General features: G+C 75.0%; 13 protein-coding genes. 11 read left to right on the forward strand and 2 right to left on the reverse strand.

Annotated elements, in window-relative coordinates; translation table 11 throughout:
• Positions 1-21: 21 nt before the first annotated feature.
• Complete coding sequence (locus tag ACWDD9_RS20020) at positions 22-9,453, reverse strand: beta-ketoacyl synthase N-terminal-like domain-containing protein (RefSeq protein WP_449812186.1); 9,432 nt, start codon at positions 9,451-9,453, stop codon at positions 22-24.
• A gap of 478 nt (positions 9,454-9,931) precedes the next feature.
• On the opposite strand from ACWDD9_RS20020, the gene ACWDD9_RS20025 reads away from it, so the two are divergent.
• Positions 9,932-11,119, forward strand: a complete 1,188-nt coding sequence (locus ACWDD9_RS20025) for an aminotransferase-like domain-containing protein (protein WP_449812187.1) — start codon at positions 9,932-9,934, stop codon at positions 11,117-11,119.
• Between the two features lie 176 nt (positions 11,120-11,295).
• Positions 11,296-11,844: a signal peptidase II gene (gene lspA, locus ACWDD9_RS20030; protein WP_234348152.1), complete on the forward strand. Its 549-nt coding sequence runs from the start codon at positions 11,296-11,298 to the stop codon at positions 11,842-11,844.
• Between the two features lie 100 nt (positions 11,845-11,944).
• Here the strand turns inward: lspA and ACWDD9_RS20035 are convergent, their stop codons facing one another.
• Entirely contained in the window at positions 11,945-12,514 is a 570-nt protein-coding gene (locus ACWDD9_RS20035; RefSeq protein WP_449812188.1) for a LuxR C-terminal-related transcriptional regulator, read from the reverse strand.
• A 95-nt stretch (positions 12,515-12,609) separates the two neighbouring features.
• Here ACWDD9_RS20035 and ACWDD9_RS20040 point away from each other — a divergent pair, with 95 nt between their 5' ends.
• The 9 genes from ACWDD9_RS20040 (at position 12,610) to ACWDD9_RS20080 (ending at position 18,762) form a co-directional block, all read left to right on the forward strand.
• Positions 12,610-12,894 carry a hypothetical protein gene (locus ACWDD9_RS20040; RefSeq protein WP_387967036.1) on the forward strand — a complete coding sequence of 95 codons (285 nt, stop codon included), beginning with the start codon at positions 12,610-12,612 and terminating at the stop codon, positions 12,892-12,894.
• Between the two features lie 82 nt (positions 12,895-12,976).
• The gene (locus ACWDD9_RS20045; RefSeq protein WP_449812189.1) at positions 12,977-13,519 is read left to right on the forward strand and encodes a stage II sporulation protein M; all 543 of its coding nucleotides are present in this window, start codon (positions 12,977-12,979) and stop codon (positions 13,517-13,519) included.
• On the forward strand, positions 13,516-14,136 hold the full coding sequence (locus ACWDD9_RS20050) for a hypothetical protein (protein WP_449812190.1): 621 nt from the start codon (positions 13,516-13,518) through the stop codon (positions 14,134-14,136). Before ACWDD9_RS20045 ends, ACWDD9_RS20050 begins: the two co-directional genes overlap by 4 nt.
• A 122-nt stretch (positions 14,137-14,258) precedes the next feature.
• Positions 14,259-14,681 carry a hypothetical protein gene (locus ACWDD9_RS20055; RefSeq protein WP_074004720.1) on the forward strand — a complete coding sequence of 141 codons (423 nt, stop codon included), beginning with the start codon at positions 14,259-14,261 and terminating at the stop codon, positions 14,679-14,681.
• Complete coding sequence (locus ACWDD9_RS20060; RefSeq protein ID WP_449812191.1) at positions 14,681-16,318, forward strand: hypothetical protein; 1,638 nt, start codon at positions 14,681-14,683, stop codon at positions 16,316-16,318. The genes ACWDD9_RS20055 and ACWDD9_RS20060 overlap by 1 nt, the downstream gene beginning before the upstream one ends.
• Positions 16,315-16,866 carry an ATP-binding cassette domain-containing protein gene (locus ACWDD9_RS20065; protein ID WP_449812192.1) on the forward strand — a complete coding sequence of 184 codons (552 nt, stop codon included), beginning with the start codon at positions 16,315-16,317 and terminating at the stop codon, positions 16,864-16,866. The genes ACWDD9_RS20060 and ACWDD9_RS20065 overlap by 4 nt, the downstream gene beginning before the upstream one ends.
• Entirely contained in the window at positions 16,863-17,027 is a 165-nt protein-coding gene (locus ACWDD9_RS20070; RefSeq protein WP_449812193.1) for a hypothetical protein, read from the forward strand. The genes ACWDD9_RS20065 and ACWDD9_RS20070 overlap by 4 nt, the downstream gene beginning before the upstream one ends.
• The gene (locus ACWDD9_RS20075; RefSeq protein ID WP_449812194.1) at positions 17,024-18,037 is read left to right on the forward strand and encodes an ABC transporter ATP-binding protein; all 1,014 of its coding nucleotides are present in this window, start codon (positions 17,024-17,026) and stop codon (positions 18,035-18,037) included. The genes ACWDD9_RS20070 and ACWDD9_RS20075 overlap by 4 nt, the downstream gene beginning before the upstream one ends.
• A complete protein-coding gene (locus ACWDD9_RS20080) occupies positions 18,031-18,762 on the forward strand; it encodes an ABC transporter permease (RefSeq protein WP_449812195.1) in 732 nt (243 codons plus the stop codon). The genes ACWDD9_RS20075 and ACWDD9_RS20080 overlap by 7 nt, the downstream gene beginning before the upstream one ends.
• Positions 18,763-19,284 lie beyond the last annotated feature (522 nt).

A 19,284-nucleotide genomic window follows, 5' to 3' on the forward strand; every position in this document is an offset into this window, starting at 1 on the left:
GGGGCTCACCTTTCCCTTACCTCAGCGCGACAGTTCGTTGTCGAGCGCGTCGAAGAGTTCGTCGTCGGTCACGTGGTCGAGGTCGTCGGCGGATTCGGCGGGTTCGTCCTGCTCCCGCTGCCAGGCGCGAAGGATCTGCGTCAGTCGGGTGGTGACCCTGGTGCGGTCCTCGCGCTCGCCGGCGAAGAGCTTCAACGCCTCCTCCATCCGGTCGGCGTCGGCGAGGATGCGCGAGACCGGGTCCGGTTGCCCGGGTTCGAGGGCCGCCAGGAGGTGGGCGGCCAGTTCGTCCGGTGTGGGCTGGTCGAACAGCACGTTGACGGGGAGCCTGAGCCCGGTGGCCGCGTTGAGCCGGTTGCGCAGTTCGACGAGGGTGAGGGAGTCGAGGCCGAGCCCCCGGAACTCCGCGCCGGTGTCGATGGCTCCGGGCCCCGAGTGGCCGAGGACGTCGGCGATCTCCTGGCACAGGAGCTCCGTCACGACGTCGAGGCCGCGCCCTCCGGCCGCCCCCGCGATCCGGTCGGTCCAGGTGGAGGCGCCCGCCGTCCTCGGTGTCGCGGCCGGGGCCGCCGTACGCCGGGCCGGGGCGGAGACGAGGCCGCGCAGCAGCGGTGGCAAGTCGGCCACGGCGGCCCTCGCGTGCAGTCGCGCCGGGTCGAGCACCAGCGGTGCCACCGCCGGCTCGCTTCCCTGCCGTGCCTCGTCGAACAGCGCCATGCCCTGCTCGGAGGGGATCTTTCCGATGCCGTACCGCTCGAAGCGCTGGAAGGCCGTGTCGTCGAGGCCGGCGGTCATGCCGGACTCCTGCTCCCACAGCCCCCACGCCAGCGAGAGGCCCGGCAGCCCCCGGGCCGACCGCTCCTGCGCCAGCGCGTCCAGGAAGGTGTTCGCCGCCGCGTAGTTCGCCTGACCCGCGGTGCCCACCAGGCCCGACACCGAGGAGTACAGCACGAAGGCCGCCAGCCCGGGGCACCGCTCCCGCGTCACCTCGTGCAACGCCCACGCGCCGTCCACCTTCGACCGCAACACCTCCCCCAGCGCCTCCGCACCCAGCGACACCAGCACCCCGTCGCGCAGCACCCCCGCCACGTGGAACACACCCGTCAACGGCCGCTGCGCCACCACCTCGTCGACCAGCACCCCCAACGCCACCCGGTCGGCCGCGTCACACGCCCGCACCACCACACTGCGCGCGCCCAACTCCAACAGCTCGTCCCGCAGTGTCGCCGCCCCGGGCGCCTCCACACCCCGACGACTCACCAGCACCAGGTGCCGCACCCCGCACGCCACCACCAGATGACGCGCCAGCAACGCCCCCAACACCCCCGTCCCACCGACCACCAGCACCGCCCCCTCCGGATCCAACGACGCCGGAAGGGTGAGCACGTTCTTGCCGGTGTGGCGGCCCTGGCTGATGTGGCGGAAGGCCTCCCTGCCCCGGCGGACGTCCCGGGCGGTGAGCGGGAGGTGGGTGAGCGCGCCGGCCTCGAAGAGGCGCACGAGCTCGGTGAGCATCTCCTGGATGCGGTCCGCGTCGACCACCATGAGGTCGAACGCCTGGTAGGAGACGTCGGGGAGGGACGCGGGGTCCCTGACGTCGGTCTTGCCCATCTCCAGGAACCGGCCGCCAGGGCGCAGCAGGCGCAGCGAGGCGTCCACGTACTCGTGGGCCAGCGCGTTGAGGACGACGTCGAAGCCGCCGTCCTCGCCGAGCACCCGGCGGAAGCCCTGCTCGAAGAGGAGGTCCCGGGACGAGGCGATGCGCTCGTCCGGCAGGCCCATGGAGCGCAGCGCGTCCCACTTGCCGGGGCTCGCGGTGCCGAAGACCCGCGCGCCGAGGTGGTGGGCGAGCTGGACCGCGGCCATGCCGACGCCGCCCGCCGCCGCGTGGACCAGCAGTGACTGGCCCGGGGCCAGGGCGGCCAGGTCGGTCAGCGCGTAGTAGGCGGTCAGGAAGACGACGGGAACGGCCGCCGCCTGGGCGAAGGTCCAGCCGTCCGGAACGGTGACGAGCATCCTGCTGTCGGTGGCCACCACCGGTCCGAACGCGCCGGGCAGCAGGCCCATGACCCGGTCGCCGGGCGCGAACCCGGTCACTCCGGGACCGACCTCGGTGACCACGCCGGCCCCCTCGATGCCGAGCGGGCCCGCGTCGCCGGGGTAGAGCCCCAGGGCGTTCAGCGCGTCACGGAAGTTGAGGCCCGCGGCGCGGACGGCGACGCGCACCTCGCCCGGCAGCAGGGGCGCGAGCGCCTCGGGGCGGGGCCGGAGGGACAGCGCGTCGAGGGAGCCGCTGGCGCCCGGTTCCATCCGCCAGGCCGGCGCGCCCTCCGGGGGTGCGAGCAGCTCTCGTGGTGTCTGCCGGGTCAGCCGGGCGGCCTTCAAGGTGCCCTTGCGCAGCGCCAGTTGGGGCTCGCCGGTGGCGAGCGCGGCGGCCACCAGCCCGGGGGTCGGGTCGGCGTCGGCGTCGAGCAGGACGAAGCGGCCCGGGTGTTCGGTCTGGGCGGTGCGCAGCAGGCCCCACAGCACGGATGCGGCGAGGTCCGCCACGCCTTCGGCCGCTTCGACGGCCACCGCGTTCCGGGTGAGGACCACCAGGGGCGCGGAGGTCCGGTGCTCCTCGGCCAGCCAGCTCTTCAGCAGGCCCAGGACCTCCCGGGCGGCGTCATGGGCCGCGGACGGCACCGCGTGCTCCGGCGCGCTCGCCGTCCACGGGAGGACGGCCACCTCCAGGTCCTCGACCGCACCGGCCAGCGTGGTGAGGTCGGCGTGGCGGGTCACGCCCGGCAGGTCGGGGCCGCGCGTGCCGAGGACGGCCCAGCGGTCCGTCGGCGGGTCCGTCGGCAGGTCCGGGGCGGGAGTGGCCGGAGCGGTGCCGGCGGCCGGGTCCGGCACGGGCACCCAGTGCACGGCGAACAGCGGCGTACGGCCCCCGCCCGCCGCCGAGTAGGGGCGCAGGGTCAGCGCCTCGACGGTGGCGACCGGCGCCCCGGCGGCGTCGCAGACGGCCAGGGCCACGGTGTCGGTGCCGGTGGGCGTCAGCCGTACCCGCAGCGCGGTGGCACCGGTGGCGTGCAGTTCGGCACCGGACCAGGCGAACGGCAGCCGGAGCCCGGCCGCCTGGTCGCCCTCCAGGACGAGCAGGTGCAGCGCCGCGTCCAGCACGGCCGGGTGCACCCCGAAACCGGAGGGCTCCACGCCGGCCGGGAGCCCGACCTCCGCATACAGCACGTCGCCGTCGCGCCAGGCGGCGCGCAGGCCCTGGAAGGTCGGCCCGTAGTCGTAGCCGCGGGCGGCCAGGGCCTGGTACGCGTCGGCCACGTCGAGGGGGGTCGCGTCCTTCGGCGGCCAGTCCGTCAGCGCGCTCCCGGTGCCTTCGGCCCCGGCGGCCAGCACGCCGGTGGCGTGGCGCCGCCAGGTGTCGTCGGAGCGCGAGAACACGGCCAGTGACCAGCGTCCTTCCTCCTCGGGGTCCAGCACCACGCGCAGGTCGGCCGGGGCGTCGGGGTGGAGGGACAGCGGGGCTTCCAGGGTGAGTTCGTCCAGCCGCCGGCAGCCGGCCCGGGCGCCCGCCGCGAGGGCGACGTCGAGCAGCGCCACACCGGGCAGCAGCACCTCCTCGCCGATGACGTGGTCCTCCGTCCAGGGGTGGGTCGTGGGCGACAGGCGGCCGGTGAACACCCAGCCCCTCCCGTCGGGCCGCTCGACCGCCGCGCCCAGCAGCGGATGCCCCACCGTCTCCAGACCCGCCGAGGCGACGTCCGCGACGACGGTGTCCTGCGTCAGCCAGTAGGACCGGTGCTGGAAGGCGTACGTCGGCAGCTCCACCGGCCGCGCGCCCGGGAAGAGCGGGGACCAGTCGGGCAGGTGGCCGGCGAACGCGGCCTGGGCGACCGCGGTGAGCAGGGAGCCGCTCTCCGGGCGCCGGGCCCGCAGCAGCGGCAGGGTGACCGCGTCGGTCCCGGCCGGCAGGCAGTCCGGGACCAGACCGGTCAGGACACCGTCGGGGCCGAGTTCGAGGTAGGTCCCCACGCCGAGCCCGGCGAGGTGCTCGACCCCGTCGCCGAACCGGACGGCGCGGCGGATGTGGGACACCCAGTAGTCAGGGGAGCAGAGCTGCTCGGCGGTGGCCTCCCGCCCGGTCACGTTGGACACGACGGAGAGGACGGGGGCGCGGAAGGTCAGGCCTTCGAGGACGGTGCGGAACTCCTCCAGCGCGCTGTCCATGTGGGGAGAGTGGAAGGCGTGGCTGACCCGCAGCCGCCTGGTCCGGCGCCCCAGCGCCGCGAAGTGGTCCGCGACCTCGGTGGCGACCGCGGCATCACCCGAGACCACCACGGACCGCGGGCCGTTGACGGCGGCGATCCCCGCCAGGTCCTCGCGCTCTCCGAGGACCGTCAGGACCTCCTGCTCGGTGGCCTCCACGGCGATCATGGCGCCGTCGCCGCGGGCGGCCTGCATCAGCCGTCCCCGCGTCGCCACCATGAGCGCGGCGTCCGGCAGGTCGAGCACGCCCGCGACATGGGCGGCGGCCACCTCGCCGACCGAGTGTCCGAGCAGGTGGTCGGGCCTGATGCCGTAGTGCTCCAGGAGCCTGAACTGCGCGGTCTCCAGGGCGAACAGGGCCGACTGGGCGTACAGGGTGCGGTCCAGGAGGTCGGCGTCCGTACCGAAGACGACGTCCTTCAGGGGGACGGGCAGGTGCGCGTCCAACTGCGCGCACGCCTCGTCGAACGCCTTCGCGAAGACGGGGAAGTCCCGGTGCAGACTGCGGCCCATGCCGAGGCGTTGTGCGCCCTGGCCGGTGAAGAGCAGCGCGAGCCTGTTCGAGCCGTCGGGGGGCGTGGTGGAGGGCGTGACGGTGACGTTGTCCGCCGTGCCGCCCTCGGCCAGGACGCGCAGTCCGGCGAGCAGTTCTTCACGGTCGGCGCCCGTCACGACGGCGCGCTGCTCGAACAGCGAGCGCTGCGCGACCAGCGACCAGCCGACGCTGCCCGCGCCGACCTCCGGGTGCTCCGTCAGGTGCTCCGCCAGCCGGCCCGCCTGTGCCCGCAGCGCCTCCACCGACCGGCCGGACACCACCCACGGCACCACATCATCAACAGGGCCATCGGGAGAGGTAGTTGCTTCTTCGGCGACCCCTTCCACGATCACATGCGCGTTCGTCCCACTGATCCCGAACGACGACACACCCGCCCGCCGCGGCCGGCCCAGCTCAGGCCACTCCCGCGCCTCGCTCAGCAGCTCCACCCCGCCCGAGGACCAGTCCACATGCGACGACGGCACCTCCGCGTGCAACGTCCGCGGCAACACCCCGTGCCGCATCGCCAGCACCATCTTCATCACACCCGCCACGCCTGCGGCGGCCTGCGTATGACCGATGTTCGACTTCACCGACCCCAGCCACAACGGCACTTCACGCCCCGCCCCATAGGCGGACAGCAAGGCCTGCGCCTCGATCGGATCCCCCAACCGCGTCCCCGTCCCGTGCGCCTCCACCGCGTCGACGTCACCCGCCGCCAACCCGGCGTCCTCCAACGCCCCGCGCACCACCCGCACCTGCGCCCGACCACTCGGCGCCGTCAACCCGTTCGACGCACCGTCCTGGTTCACCGCCGAACCCCGCAGCACCCCCAACACCCGGCGCCCCGCCCGCCGCGCGTCGGAAAGCCGCTCCAGCACCAGCACGCCGCAACCCTCGCCGAACCCCGTGCCGTCGGCCCCCTCACCGAAGGCCCGGCACCGGCCGTCCGGGGACAGGCCCCGGTGCCGGGCGAACTCGATGAGGGTGGCCGGGGCCGCCATGACGGTGACGCCGCCGGCCAGCGCCATCGAGCACTCACCCCGCCGCAGCGACTGCACCGCCAGGTGCAGCGCCACCAGCGACGACGAGCACGCCGTGTCCACCGACAGGGCCGGGCCCTCCAGCCCCAGCACGTAGGACACCCGGCCGGACGCGACACTGCTCTCGTTGCCGGTCAGCACGTGCCCTTCGAACTCCACCGGGACCCGGGCGGGGGCGGGCCGGTAGCCGCTGGTCATCACTCCGGTGAAGACGCCGGTCGCACTGCCCTTCAGGGTGTCGGGACGGATCCCCGCCCGCTCCAACGCCTCCCACGACACCTCCAGCAGCAGCCGCTGCTGCGGATCCATCGCCTCCGCCTCGCGCGGCGGAACGCCGAAGAACCCCGCGTCGAACAGGTCCGCGTCGTGCAGGAACCCGCCGCCGCGCGTGTACGTCCGCCCGCCTTCCCCCGCGTCGGGATCGGGGTCGTAGAGGTGCTCCAGGTCCCACCCCCGCCCCTCCGGGAGGCCGGAGATCGCGTCGCGCCCCTCCGACACCAGCCGCCACAGGTCCTCCGGCGACCGCACCCCGCCCGGGTAGCGGCACCCCATCCCCACGATCGCGATCGGCTCGTCGTCGTGGGGGGTGCGGAGGGGTGCGGCGCCGGTGTCGGTGCGTTCGCCCGCGAGCTCCGTGCGCAGCCACTCCGCCAGGAGGGCGGGTGTGGGGTGGTCGAAGATCAGGGTGGGTGGGAGCGGGACGCCGGTGGCGGCGGCCAGCCGTTCCAGGAGGTTGACGGCGTCCAGCGAGTTGAAGCCGAGGTCCTTGAAGCGGCGGGAGGTGTCGACCAGCCCGGGCTCCGGGTGGCCGAGCACGGCCGCGGCGTGTTCCCGTACGAGGCCCGTCAGTTCGCCGTGGCCGGGCCGCGACGGCCCGGGTGCGGAAGCCCCGGTCTCCGCGCCGAACGGCACACGCCGGTCCACCACCGCGGGCCCACGCCGGTCCGCCACCACGGTCTCGCGCCCGTCCACCGCCGCGGTCTCGCGCCGGTCCTCGCCGTCGAGCCAGTACGACTGCCGCTGGAACGGGTAGGTGGGCAGCCGGAGCCGGCGCCCGCTGCCCGTCCGGAGCGCGGGCCGCCAGTCGACCAGCGCACCGCGTACGTGGAGCCGGGCGACGGAGTCCAGCAGACGGCGCGGACCGCCCTCGCCCCGCCGGAGCGTCCCGGTGACCGCCGCCGCGGCACCGACGGTCTGCTGGAGCGCGACGGTGAGCACCGGGTGCGGGCTGACCTCGACGAACGTCCGGTGCCCGGCCTCCAGCAGGTGCCGGGTGGCGGTCTCCATCCGGACCGGCCGGCGCAGGTTGCGGTACCAGTAGCCGGCGTCCAGCTCCGTGGTGTCGGTGATCTCACCGGTGACGGTGGAGCAGAACGGGATCCGCGACCGGCGCGGGGTGATCCCGGCGAGTTCCGTCAGCAGCGCGTCCCGCAGGACCTCCACGTCGCCGGAGTGCGAGGCGTAGTCGACCGGGATCGCGCGCACCCAGACGCCCTCGGCCTCGTACTCCGCCAGCAGCCGGTCGACGCTCCCGGGCGGGCCGGAGACCACCGTGGACACCGGCCCGTTGACCGCGGCGATCTCCACCCCGTCCCAGCCCCGTTCGAGCCGGTCGCGGACCTGTGCCACGGGCAGGGAGACGGTGGCCATGGCGCCGGTGCCCGCCAGCCGGCCGAGCGCGCGGCTGCGCAGCGCCACGATCTTCGCGCCGTCCTCGACGCTGAGGGCGCCCGCGACGCACGCGGCGGCGATCTCGCCCTGCGAGTGCCCCACCACGGCGTCGGGACGCACCCCGAAGGAGCCCCACACCTCGGTCAGGGCGAGCATCATGGCCCACAGCACGGGCTGGACGACGTCGACCCGTTCCAGGGGCGGGGCGTCGGGCGTCCCGCGCAGGACGTCGAGCAGCGACCAGTCGACGTGCGGCCGCAGCGCCGCGTCGCACTGCTCCATCCGCTCCCGGAAGACGGCCGAGATGTCGAGCAACTCCCGCGCCATGCCGTCCCATTGGGAGCCCTGGCCCGGGTAGACGAAGGTCACCTCGCCGTCCTCGGCGACGCTGCCCCGGACCAGTGCCGGGTCGACTCCGCCGGGTTCGGCGGCGGCGGTCAGGGCCCGGAGGAACTCCTCGCGGTCGGCCGCGACGACGACCGCGCGGTGCTCCCGGGTCGCGCGCGTGGTGGCCAACGAGAGGGCCACGTCGGCGGGTTCGGCGTCGGGCTCCTCGGCCACGTACGACCGGAGACGGTCGGCCTGGGCCCGCAGCGCCTCCGCTGTGGCACCGGACAGGACCCACGGCACCACGCCGGAACCGCCGTCCGCCTGCGCCCGGTTGCCCGCGGCGGGGGCGGGCGGCTGGGACAGCACGACATGGCAGTTGGTCCCGCCGAGACCGAAGGAGCTGACGCCCGCGAGGCGGGTGCCGTCCACTCCGGTCCACGGCAGGCGGTCCGTCACCATGCGCAGCCGCAGGGCGTCCATGTCGATCAGCGGGTTGGGGGTACGGAAGTCGAGGCTCGGCGGCAGCGTCGCGTGCTGGAGCGACAGTGCCACCTTGACCAGGCCGACCACGCCCGCCGCGGCCTCCAGGTGGCCGACGTTCGTCTTCACCGAGCCGACGTGCAGGGGGCTTTGGCCGGCCGTCCGGGCCGCGCCGAACACGGCGCCCAGCGCGGCGGCCTCGACCGGGTCGCCGACCCTGGTGCCCGTCCCGTGCAGTTCGACGTACTGGACGTGCGCGGGGTCGACACCCGCCCTCGCGCAGGCCCGCCGCAGCACCTCTTCCTGCCCGGCCCGGGCCGGCACCGTCAGTCCCTCTCCGCCGCCGTCGTTGTTCAGGGCGCTGCCGAGCAGGACGCCGTACACGGGGTCCCCGTCCGCGAGGGCCCGGCCCAGGGGCTTGAGCACCACCATCGCCCCGCCCTCGCCGCGGACGTAGCCGTTCGCCCGCTCGTCGAAGGTGAAGCAGCGGCCGTCGGGCGAGAGCGCGCCGAGCCCGGCCATCGCGTGCGCCGTGTCGGGCAGCAGGTTGAGGTGCACCCCGCCCGCCACGGCGAGCGCGGAGTCGCCGCGCCGCAGGCTCTCGCAGGCCAGGTGGACGGCGGCCAGCGACGACGCCTGGCCGGCGTCGACGGTGAGGCTGGGGCCGTGCAGGCCGAGGGCGTACGAGACGCGGTTGGCCGTCATGCCGCGCTGGGTGCCGGCGACGGTGTGCGGGGTCCGGGCGGCCGGCCCTCGCCGGTCGAGCAGGAGGCCGTAGTCGCCGGACGCCACGCCGAGGAAGACGGCGGTGTCCTGGGAGCGCCAGGTCTCCGGGCGGATTCCCGCGTCCTCGAAGGCCTCCCAGCTCAGTTCCAGGGCCAGGCGCTGCTGCGGATCCATCGCGGCGGCCTCGCGCGGGCCGATCCCGAAGAATCCCGCGTCGAACCGGTCCACGTCCTCCAGGAACGCCCCCCACCGCAGGGCGGACGGCTCGTCGTCCCCGGTTCCCCCGGGGCCGCCCCGGCGGTCGTCGGGAGTTTCGGTGACGGCGCTGCGGCCGTCCCGCAGGAGGTCCCACAACTGCCGGGGTCCGGCAGCCCCCGGAAGGCGGCAGGAGATTCCGACCAACGCGATGGGTTCCTCCGGCACCGACCGATTTCCCGCGGAATTCACGGAGGCCTCGGAATGCCCATGGCGGAGATCAGACATGACGCCCCCTGTTATCACTTCGAACCGACCGACGGCATGACGGAACGCATCCCGGAGAACCAGGGAAAGGAAAGAGAGATTCGGAATTCCCCGTCAGAACACTGTGGAACACGGCACACGGCCCCCAGAGACTGACATACGCACCGCACGGCCCGACAAGCCCGTTCGACGGCCGACCACGCGTTTTCGGCCCATCTGGCGGAAGACCGCAGGTCAACGTCGGCCCCGGTCCCACCTGGTGGTTTCCGGAAGATCACGGTCCGGCACGGCCGGTCGCGGAACCCGCCGTCACCACGGACGCCTGAGCGATCTCGGCAAGAAATCGACGGGACATGTTTGGGCACCCGTGGGACTCCCGCACCCGGGACACCGCCCCGATCGTCCGTATCCTGCGGGCATGACGAGCCCAGCCGCCGCCCCCGTTCCCGTCGCCCGCCACGCCGCCGCCCACGCCTCGTCCGTGCGGGAGATCCTCGAACTCACGGCGCGGCCGGAGGTGATCTCCTTCGCCGGCGGCCTGCCCGCCCCGGAGCTCTTCGACGTCGCCGGCCTGCGGGCCGCGTACGACCACGTGCTGGCCACGGCCCCGCACCGCGTCCTCCAGTACTCGACCACCGAGGGCGACCCCGCGCTGCGGGCGGCCGTCGCCGAGCGGCTGGGCTCCCGCGGCCTGCCCACCCCGGCGGACGACCTGCTGGTCACCTCGGGCTCCCAGCAGGCACTGACGCTGGTCTCGACGGCGCTGCTGGCCCCCGGCGACACCGTCCTCGTGGAGAACCCCACCTATCTGGCGGCCCTGCAGTGCTTCGCCTTCGCGGGAGCCCGCGTCGTCCCGGTCCCGTCCGACGAGGACGGCGTCGACCCGGTGGCACTGGCCCGCCTCGTCGCCTCGGAGCGGCCCAGACTCCTCTACCTCGTCCCCAACTTCCAGAACCCGACCGGCCGTACGCTCCCCGTCGAGCGCCGCCGGGCCGTCGCGGAGGTCGCGGCCCGCCACGGCCTGTGGATCGTCGAGGACGACCCCTACGGCGAGTTGCGGTTCGACGGCACTCCGCTGCCGTGGATCGCCTCGCTCGACGCCGCGGCCGACCGCACGGTGCTGCTCGGCAGCCTCTCCAAGACCATGTCCCCGGGCATGCGCCTCGGCTGGCTGCGCGCTCCGGCCGAACTGCGCCGCGCCTGCACGACGGTGAAGCAGACCACCGACCTGCACTCCTCCACCGTCGACCAGGCCGCCGCCGCCCGGTACCTCACCCATGCCGACCTCGACGCGCACCTGACGCGGGTCCGCGCCGCCTACCGGGAACGCCGTGACGCGCTGCTCGACGGCCTGCCCCACGCGCTTCCCCACGGAAGCACCTGGAACCGGCCGGACGGCGGGATGTTCGTGTGGGTGCGCCTGCCGGACGGGCACGACGCCACCGCCCTGCTGCCCCGGGCCGCGGCCCACGACGTCGCCTACGTACCCGGCGCGCCGTTCTTCGCCGACCGGCCCGACCCGGCGACCCTGCGGCTGTCGTTCACCGGACACCCCGCCGAGGCGATCAGGGAGGGACTGACCCGCCTCGCCGGGATCTTCGGGTGACCATCGGGGCCCGCCGACACCCGGCGACGGCGGGGCCGGCGCCCGGCAACGGCGCGGGTATGCTCCCGTTCTGACGGTGCGCTCCCGTACTTGTGGACACTCGTGCGCAAGCCGCCGTCACCTACAATGCGGCCATGACTGGCTTACTACGCCTACGGGTTGCGCGAGGAGCTTCCTTGTCCGGTGACACGCCTCGACGACTGGGCACCATGACAGCCGTGGCAATCGCACTGCTGGCGTCGGATTTCATCACCAAACAGATAGCGCTGACACATTTCTCGGGGACCGATCCGACATCGACCCTCGGCGGGCTTCTGAAATTCACGCTGGTCTTCAATTCGGGCGGGGCGTTCTCCATCGGCGCGGGGGAGACCTGGTTCTTCACCACGGTGAAGATGCTGGTCATCGTCCTCATGCTGGTGGTGTCGCCCCGGATCCGCACCCCCCTCTGGGCGGTCTCCTTCGGGCTGGTCATCGCCGGTGCGGCCGGAAACCTCATCGACCGGCTGTTCCGGGACCCCTCCCCGTGGGAGGGACGCGTCGTGGACTGGATCCAACTGCCGCACTGGCCGGTCTTCAACCTCGCCGACTGCGGCGTGGTCTGCGGCAGCGCCCTGGTGATGTGGGCCTCGATGCGCGGCATCCGCCTGGACGGCACGCGCGCCACCGAGGAGCCGGCCGAGCCGGACGCGACGGAACGGACCGCCGAGGTGAAGAACCCGTAGGGCAGCCGGCCGTCCGGCCCGGGGAGAGCCGCCCGGCCGGCCCCGAACCCGCCTGCGGGGCCCCCGAGTCGTGCGCCGGGCCCCGCACGGGGCCCCTTCCTCACGCCGCGGCGTGGGCCCTGAGCAGTCCGTACCGCTCGGCCAGGACGGCGGCCTGGGTCCGGTTGCGGACGCCCAGTTTGGCGAGCAGCTCGCTGACGTAGTCCTTGACGGTCGCCGGGCGGAGGTACAGCCGCTCGGCGATGTCCGCGTTGGACAGACCCTCGCCCAGGCGGACCAGGAGCTCCCGCTCGCGGGCGTTGAGCCGGGCCGGGACCTGCCGGTCGGGCGGCTCGAGCGCCACCGCCGGGGCGGCCGACCGGAGTTGCGGGAAGACCACGGTGCCGCCCGAGGTGAGCACCCGGACGGCGTCCAGCAGCAGGCCGCTCGGGACGTTCCGCCGGAGGTAGCCGACCGCGCCGTGCCGCAGCGCCCGGTTCAGCAGGTCGCCGTCCTCCTCCGTGGCCAGCATGGCCACCCGGGGCGCCCGGGGCAGGTAGATCAGCGAGAGCAGGGTGTCGAGGGCCGCGTCGGCCTGGCGGCCGAGGTCGAGCAGGACCAGGTCGGGCTGGAGCGCGCGGGCCTGCTCGACCGCCCGGTCCACCGGACAGTCCGCCACCACCGTCAGCACGGGGTCGGATTCGATGATCAGGCGCAGTCCCGAAGCGACCGGTGGCTGCCGGATATTCCCAACCACTCCCTGAAAGTGGCGAACTGGAGATTAACATGTCCGTTTTCTCGACCCCGGAGAAGCGCATCGCCGCCGCCGGCGCGGCCGTTGCCGGTCTGAGCGCCCCGCTCCTGCTGGCCGCCACCACCCCTGACGTGCTGACCGGCTACTTCGGTCTGGAGTACAAGAGCGCCGACCGCGTGCTGACCGCCATCGAGGCCGGCACCGACGTCGCCGCCGCCCTCTCGCTGTTCGGTGGCGTCACCGCCGCCGGCGGCGTGGCCATGTGGATGCTCAAGAAGGCGATCACCGCCGGCGGCCGCCGCGCCATCATCGCCTGACCCGGGCGCCGGCCGGACCCCGCCGCACCGGCGGGGTCCGGCCCGCCGGCCTTGTGCAGCAGACGACTTGGGGAGGGACGACGTGATCGCGGGAGTCCGCGGAGGGCTCGCAGCCGCCTGGGCCCGGCAGCGCTGGGCCGTGGCCGCGGGGCAGTTGCTCTGGTTCGCCTGCATGGCGATCGGGATCGCCTGCTCGGGCGGCATCGAGTCCGCCGTCCGCGTGGAACCCAAACCCGCCGGTCCGGACCTGTGGCTCGAGGTCTTCCTCAACAACGCCGAGGTGGCCGCGCTGGCCTTCAGCGGAGTCGCCACCCTCGGCCTGACCACGGTCGCCTTCTCGCTGCTCTCCGGCCTCGGTGTCGGCGTGCTGATCGGGCACGCGTACGCGCTGGGCGGGAGCCAACTGCTGCGGGCCGTCGGACCGCACGCGGTGCTCGAACTGCCGGCCCTCGGCCTCGCCGTCGCGGCCGGCCTGGCCCCGGCGCTCGGGCTGTCCCGCCGCCTGGTGTCCGGACGGGGCGCCCCGTTCAGCCAGCACGTGGTCGACGCCGCTGTCCTCTTCGGAACCTCGCTGGCCGCGCTCGCCGTGGCCGCGGGCGTGGAAACGTGGGTGAGCCCCCGATGACCTTGACCACCACGACGGACCACCGTCCCCTGCTCGATCCGGAGGCCGCGCCCGAAGGCCGGGACGACGGCCGGGACGACGGCCGGGCCGGGCGCCTGCGCCACCGCGCCGCCCTGGCGCTCGCCGTCCTCGTCCAACCCCTGGCCGGTCTCGGCCTCCTGGACCGCTACCGCGCGGCCGTCCTGGAGAAGATCCCCGACGCGGCACCGGGCGCGGTGAAGGCCGGCGTCTGGGCGGGCTGGCTGTTCGGATCGGTGCTCGGCGCGATCGGCGTGCTGCTGGCCGTCCTGCTCGCCGGCGCCGCCGGTGCCGCCGCCTGCCGACTGGCCGGCGCCCGCGACGGCTTCGCCCGGGACCGCGCGACCGTCGGCACGGTGGCCGCCCTCTACTTCGTGGGCAAGCTGCTGCTGCTCGGCGCGGGCGCAGCCCTGGTCGGCCGCCCCTCCTGGGACGGACTGGTGGACGCGCTGGGCAGCGCCGACCTCGGCCTGGTCGTGCTGTTCGCGGCCTTCACCGAGGTCCTGCGCCGCAGCACCGGCCTGAGCCCCGCCCGCAGCGCGGCGGCCGCGCTCGCGCCCGCGGCGGTGCTCCTCGCGCTCTGCCTGATCCCGCGCTGAGCCCGCGCCGGGCCGGGACCGGGCCCGGCGCCGCCCGCGCCGCCCGCATCGCTCGCACCGCTTGAGAGAACGACCCCCGTACGACTCGTACGACCCCGCACGACCGAGGAGCCGACATCACCGTGGTATCGCAGATCAAGCCGACCGGTGCGGCCGTGGCCGGCCTGCTGGCCGTGGCCGCCGCCGTCCTGGCCGGGGTCCGGACGGTCTGGTACTGGACGAGCCGGCCGGACACCCTGGCCGCGGTCGACCGGGCCGACCGGGTCGTCGACGCCGCCCGGTCGACGGTGGTGCAGACCCAGGACCTGCTCAACTGGGGCTGGCTGGCGGCCGCCGTCCTGCTGCTCGCCCTCGGCGCGGTGGTCGCCCTGGCCTCCACCGGCCGCTGGCTGCTGTTCGGCTTCTCGGCCCTGGTCTGCATGCCGCTCGGGGTGGCGGGCTTCCGGCTGCCCGCCGCCGCCGGACTCAACGGGACGGCCGCCGGCTTCTGCGTCCTGGTCGTCGCGGCCAGCGCGGTCGCCCTGCTCACCGGTCGGCGGGACTGATGGACGGCCGCCGACTCGCCTGGACCGCCGGGCTGGCCCTGGTCGACGCCGACCTGCGGCGCCGGCGCAACCGCCTCCCGGGGCTGCGCACCCTCGCCCCGCCGGCCCGGGCCGTGCTCGCGCTGGCCGTCGGCGTCGGCCTGGCCACCGTCGCGGCCCTGCTCTGGGGGATCGGCTCGGCGCTCGGCCGGGTCTTCCCGGTCGGCCCCGAGGACGGCACCGTCGTGTCCGGCGCCTGCTGGTCGGTGGCGGTCGTGCTGGTCGCCGGCCACCTGCTCTCGGCGCGGCCCAACCAGGCCCGGCTGCTGCTCGATCCGCCCGACCGCGCCGTCCTGCTCTCCTGGCGGGTACCGCAGCAGTCCGTGTTCCTGGCCCGCCTCTGGCTGCCCGCCCTGGCCGGGGCGGTCGGCTCCGTGGTGGTCGCGGGCCTGGCGGCCGGCCCCTGGCTGGCCGCCTCCCCCGCGGGCCGGGCCCTGCTGCCCGCCGTGCTCACCGCCGTCGCCGGATCCGCGCTGGCCGGAGCGCTCGGCCATGTGGCCGCGACCGCCGCGCTGATGCTGGGCCCGCGCCGGGCCCTGCCGCTCGCCGCACTCGGCGTCCTGCTGCCGGGGCTGTCCGCCCTCGGGCTCGTCCTCGGACCGCTCGCCGACCGCCTCCACCTGTCCGGCCGGGCCGAACCCGAGGAGTACGGGGCGGCGCTGCGCTCCGCCGTGGCCCGCCTCCGCCCGGACCTCTGGGACCGCCTGCTCGACCCCGACCGGCTCGGGACGGCCCTGCTCGGCTGGTGCTCGGCCCTGCTGCTGCTCGGCGGCCTCGCCCACCTCCTGCTGCGCCGGGCCGCCGCCCGCGGCGCGCTCCGCCCCGCCGTCCCCGGCGGGCCCGCGGCCGCCGCACACACCTCCAGCACCCTGCTCGACCGGGTGCCGCCGGTGCTGCTGCCCGCGGCCAAGGACCTGCTGGCGCTGCGCCGCCGCCCCGTCGCCAGCACCGGCGCGCTGTTCCGGACGGCCCTGGTCGGCCTCGCCCTGGCGGCGCTCGGCGCGGGGGTCCGGCTCGGCCACGGCGGCGAACCGCCGTGGCGGCTCCCACTGGGCGCCTGGAGCGTTCCGCTCGCGCTCGCCGTGTTCCTGGCACTGTCCACCGTGGTGGCCCAGGTGGCGGGGGTCGAGGCCGAGCAGCGGTCGCTCGACCTGCTCCGCCAGGCGCCGGTGCCGTTCGGCCGGATCCTGGCCGGGAAGGTGGCCTCCTGCTGCGCCGTCGCGGCCGTACCGGTCGTACCGCTGTACCTCGGGCTGCTGCTGGTCGGCGGCGGGAGCGTGACCGCGGGCGCGCTGCTCGCCCTCCCGGTCGCGCTGCTGGCCGGAAGCTGCGCGCTGGTGGCCGCCGCCTTCCTGACCCCGGCCGCCGAGGGCTTCGCCGACGGCCGGGCCGCCCGTTCCGGCGCGGCCGAGACCGTGGAGGGCCTGCTGGCCGCGGTGCTGGCCGCCCCCGCGGCGGCCGGGCCGGTACTCCGCTCGGCCACCGGCACCGGCGGGGCCGTCGAGGCGGCGGCCTGCCTGCTCGACCTGGCCCTGCTGCTGGCCGTCCTGCGGTTCGCGGCCCGAAGTGATCTCCGAATCCGGAAGGTGCGCCCGTGATCGCCGTCGAATCCGCCAGTGTCCGGTACGCCGGGCACACCGCCCTCGCCGAGGTCGGACTCACCGTCGGGGAGGGCGAGTTCGTCGCCCTGGTCGGCCACAACGGGTCGGGCAAGACCACCCTGCTGCGGCTGCTCGCCGGGCTGGAGGAGCCCACCTCGGGCCGGGTCGCCGTCGCCGGCCGGCCGGCCACCGCGCTCGCCGTCCGGGCCGAGCGCGGCTACGCCCCCGCCGAACCGCCGCTCTACGACTACCTGACCGTCCGTGAGCAGCTGGTCCTGGCGGCCAGGCTGTACGACGCCCCGGTGCGGGAGGCCCTCGCCGCGCTGGCCGGCACCGCCCTGGAGGACCGCCCGGACGCCCTCGTCCGGGAGCTCTCGCTCGGCATGCGCAAGCAGCTCGGCCTGCTCGTCGCCACCGTGCACCGGCCCCGGCTGCTCCTGCTCGACGAGCCGACCAACGGCCTCGACAGCGGCGCGGCCGGCGCGACCAGGGGCGTACCGTCCTGCTCTGCACCCACGACCTCGGCTGGGCCGACGAGTTGGTGAGCCGGCTGGTCGTCCTGGACCACGGCGCCGTCCGCCACGACCTCCGGCTCGACGGCGAGACGGCCACCGCCGCGCTGCACCGCCTCGACCCGACCGGCACCCTCCTCACCACCGCCGACTCCCCGACCCACCCGGCCAGCACGGAGCCCGCCACACCATGACCCCTCCCACCGCCCCTCCCACCGCCCCTCCCAGCGCCCGGACGGCCGGCCCGGCGGTCGAGGTCCGCGGACTGCGCCGCCGCTACGGCGCCCTCACCGCCCTCGACGGCGTCGACCTGACCGTCCCCGCCGGCTCGCTGACCGCGCTGATCGGGCCCAACGGCTCCGGCAAGACCACCACCATGCGCGTCCTACTGGGCCTGGACCGCCCCGACGCGGGCACCGGCGCCGTCCTCGGGCACCCGCTGGACCGCCCCGAGCGCTACCTCCACACGGTCGGCGCGCTGATCGAACAACCCGCGCTCTACCGGCGGCTCGACGCCCGCACCAACCTGCGGGTGCTCGCCGAACTCGGCGGCATCCCCCGCGGCCGGGTCGACGAGGTGCTGGAGCAGGTCGGCCTCACCGCCCACGCCGGCCGACCGGTGGGCGGGTACTCGCTCGGCATGCGCCAGCGGCTCGGCATCGCCGCGGCCCTGCTCCCCGAGCCCCGGCTGCTCGTCCTGGACGAGCCGATGAACGGGCTCGACCCGATCGGCATCCTCCAACTCCGGGAGCTGCTGCGGTCCCTGGCGGACGCCGGCGCCACCGTGCTGGTCTCCAGCCACCAGCTCAACGAACTGGACGCGATCTGCGACCGCTTCGTCCTGATGCACCGGGGCCGGGTGCTGTTCCAGGGCGGCAGGGCGGAGCTGACCGCCTCCCGGACGGCCGTCGTCGAACTGGCCCCGGAGTCCGCCGCCGACGGCGCGACCCTCCACGACGTGCTGAGCGGGGCCGGGTACCCCAACCGCCACGAGGACGGGCTGCTGCTGGTCGAGGCCCCCGCCGACGCGGCCGCCGAACTGAACCGGATCGCGGCGGCGGGCGGCGTGACCCTCGCCCACCTGGCCGTCCGACGGACCTCCGTGGAACAGGCCTTCCTCGCCCTGGTCACCGGCACCGGGCCCGCGCCGACCGACGCTCCTCGCCCGACCAGCCCGACCGAGAGGACGGCCGTCCCGTGCTGACCCGCGTGCACCAGGCGTTCCGCAACGAACTGGTCAAACTGCTCCGGCCGCGGCTGCTCTGGCCGCTCCTCGGCTCCGTCGCGGCGGCCACCGCCGCGGTAGCCGCCGGCACCGCCGCCCTCCGGAACGACCCCGGCCCGGTGGACCTGCTCGGCCCCGCCCGTACCGCCACACCCCTGATCGGCCTGGTCATGATGTGCGTGGCCGCCAACGCCTTCTGCCAGGAGTACCGCGAGGGCACCTGGCGGAACCTGCTGGTCCGCCAGCCGGCCCGCGGCGCACTCGCCACCGGCAAGCTCGCCGGGCTGGCCCTCCTGTCCCTGCTGGTCGCCGCCACCGTCTGGGCCGCCTGCGCGGCGACCACCACCCTGACCACCGCACGCCACGGCTCCCCACCCCACTGGGACGGGGCCCCGTCCACCACCCTGCGCCTGCTCGCGGCAATGCCCGCCTACGCGGTCCTGGGCTCCGCCGCCGGCCTGCTCCTGCGATCGACCGCGGCAGCCCTGGGAACAGTCCTGGGGTGGACCCTGGTCGCCGAGTCCGCCCTCACCGCCCTCGCCGCCACCAAGGGCTGGGACATCTCCCCCTGGCTCCCCGCCTCCGCCGTCACCCGCCTCTCCGCCGCCCCCTCCCCCACCCTCCCCACCCTCACCACCACCGCCTGGTGCACCCTCCTCTTCACCACCGCCACCCACCACTTCACCCACACCCCCCGCCTCTGACCCACCCGCCCACCCGCCCCGGCGCCGCAGACAGAAACACAAGCAGTTCACCAAGGTCGCCGACACGATCGCCAACCCGAACCCGCCCAACGACGACTCGATGGTCGTCCCCTACAGCCCCCGCCGGAATCCACCCACCAAACCGACCACACCTTGCACGCCCTCGACGCCCCCACCTGACAAAGGCAGCCCTCGCCGAGACCATCACCAACTCGCCGCTGTCGAGACCGCCGACGACCGAAACGACCAACAGTCCGAACAGCACCAGCGCCGCAGCCGCGACACTTCGCCCAACCCGTTCACGAAACCCGCCGCCCGCGCAGCCTTCGACGCCATCGCCTGGATCCTCGACAGCACCGTCCTCGGCCACCCCGTCTGCCGCGCCCAGCGCCCGCACTTCCACCGGCAACTGCCCACTTACCAGCCGCCCCGACCAGAAGGACCGCCCACACCCTGGCCGATGTGGCCCAGAGACCACCGTGCGACCACCAGCCGACACCACAACAGAAAGAGCCGGCACTC

The sequence above is a fragment of the Kitasatospora sp. NPDC001119 genome, assembly GCF_053598475.1.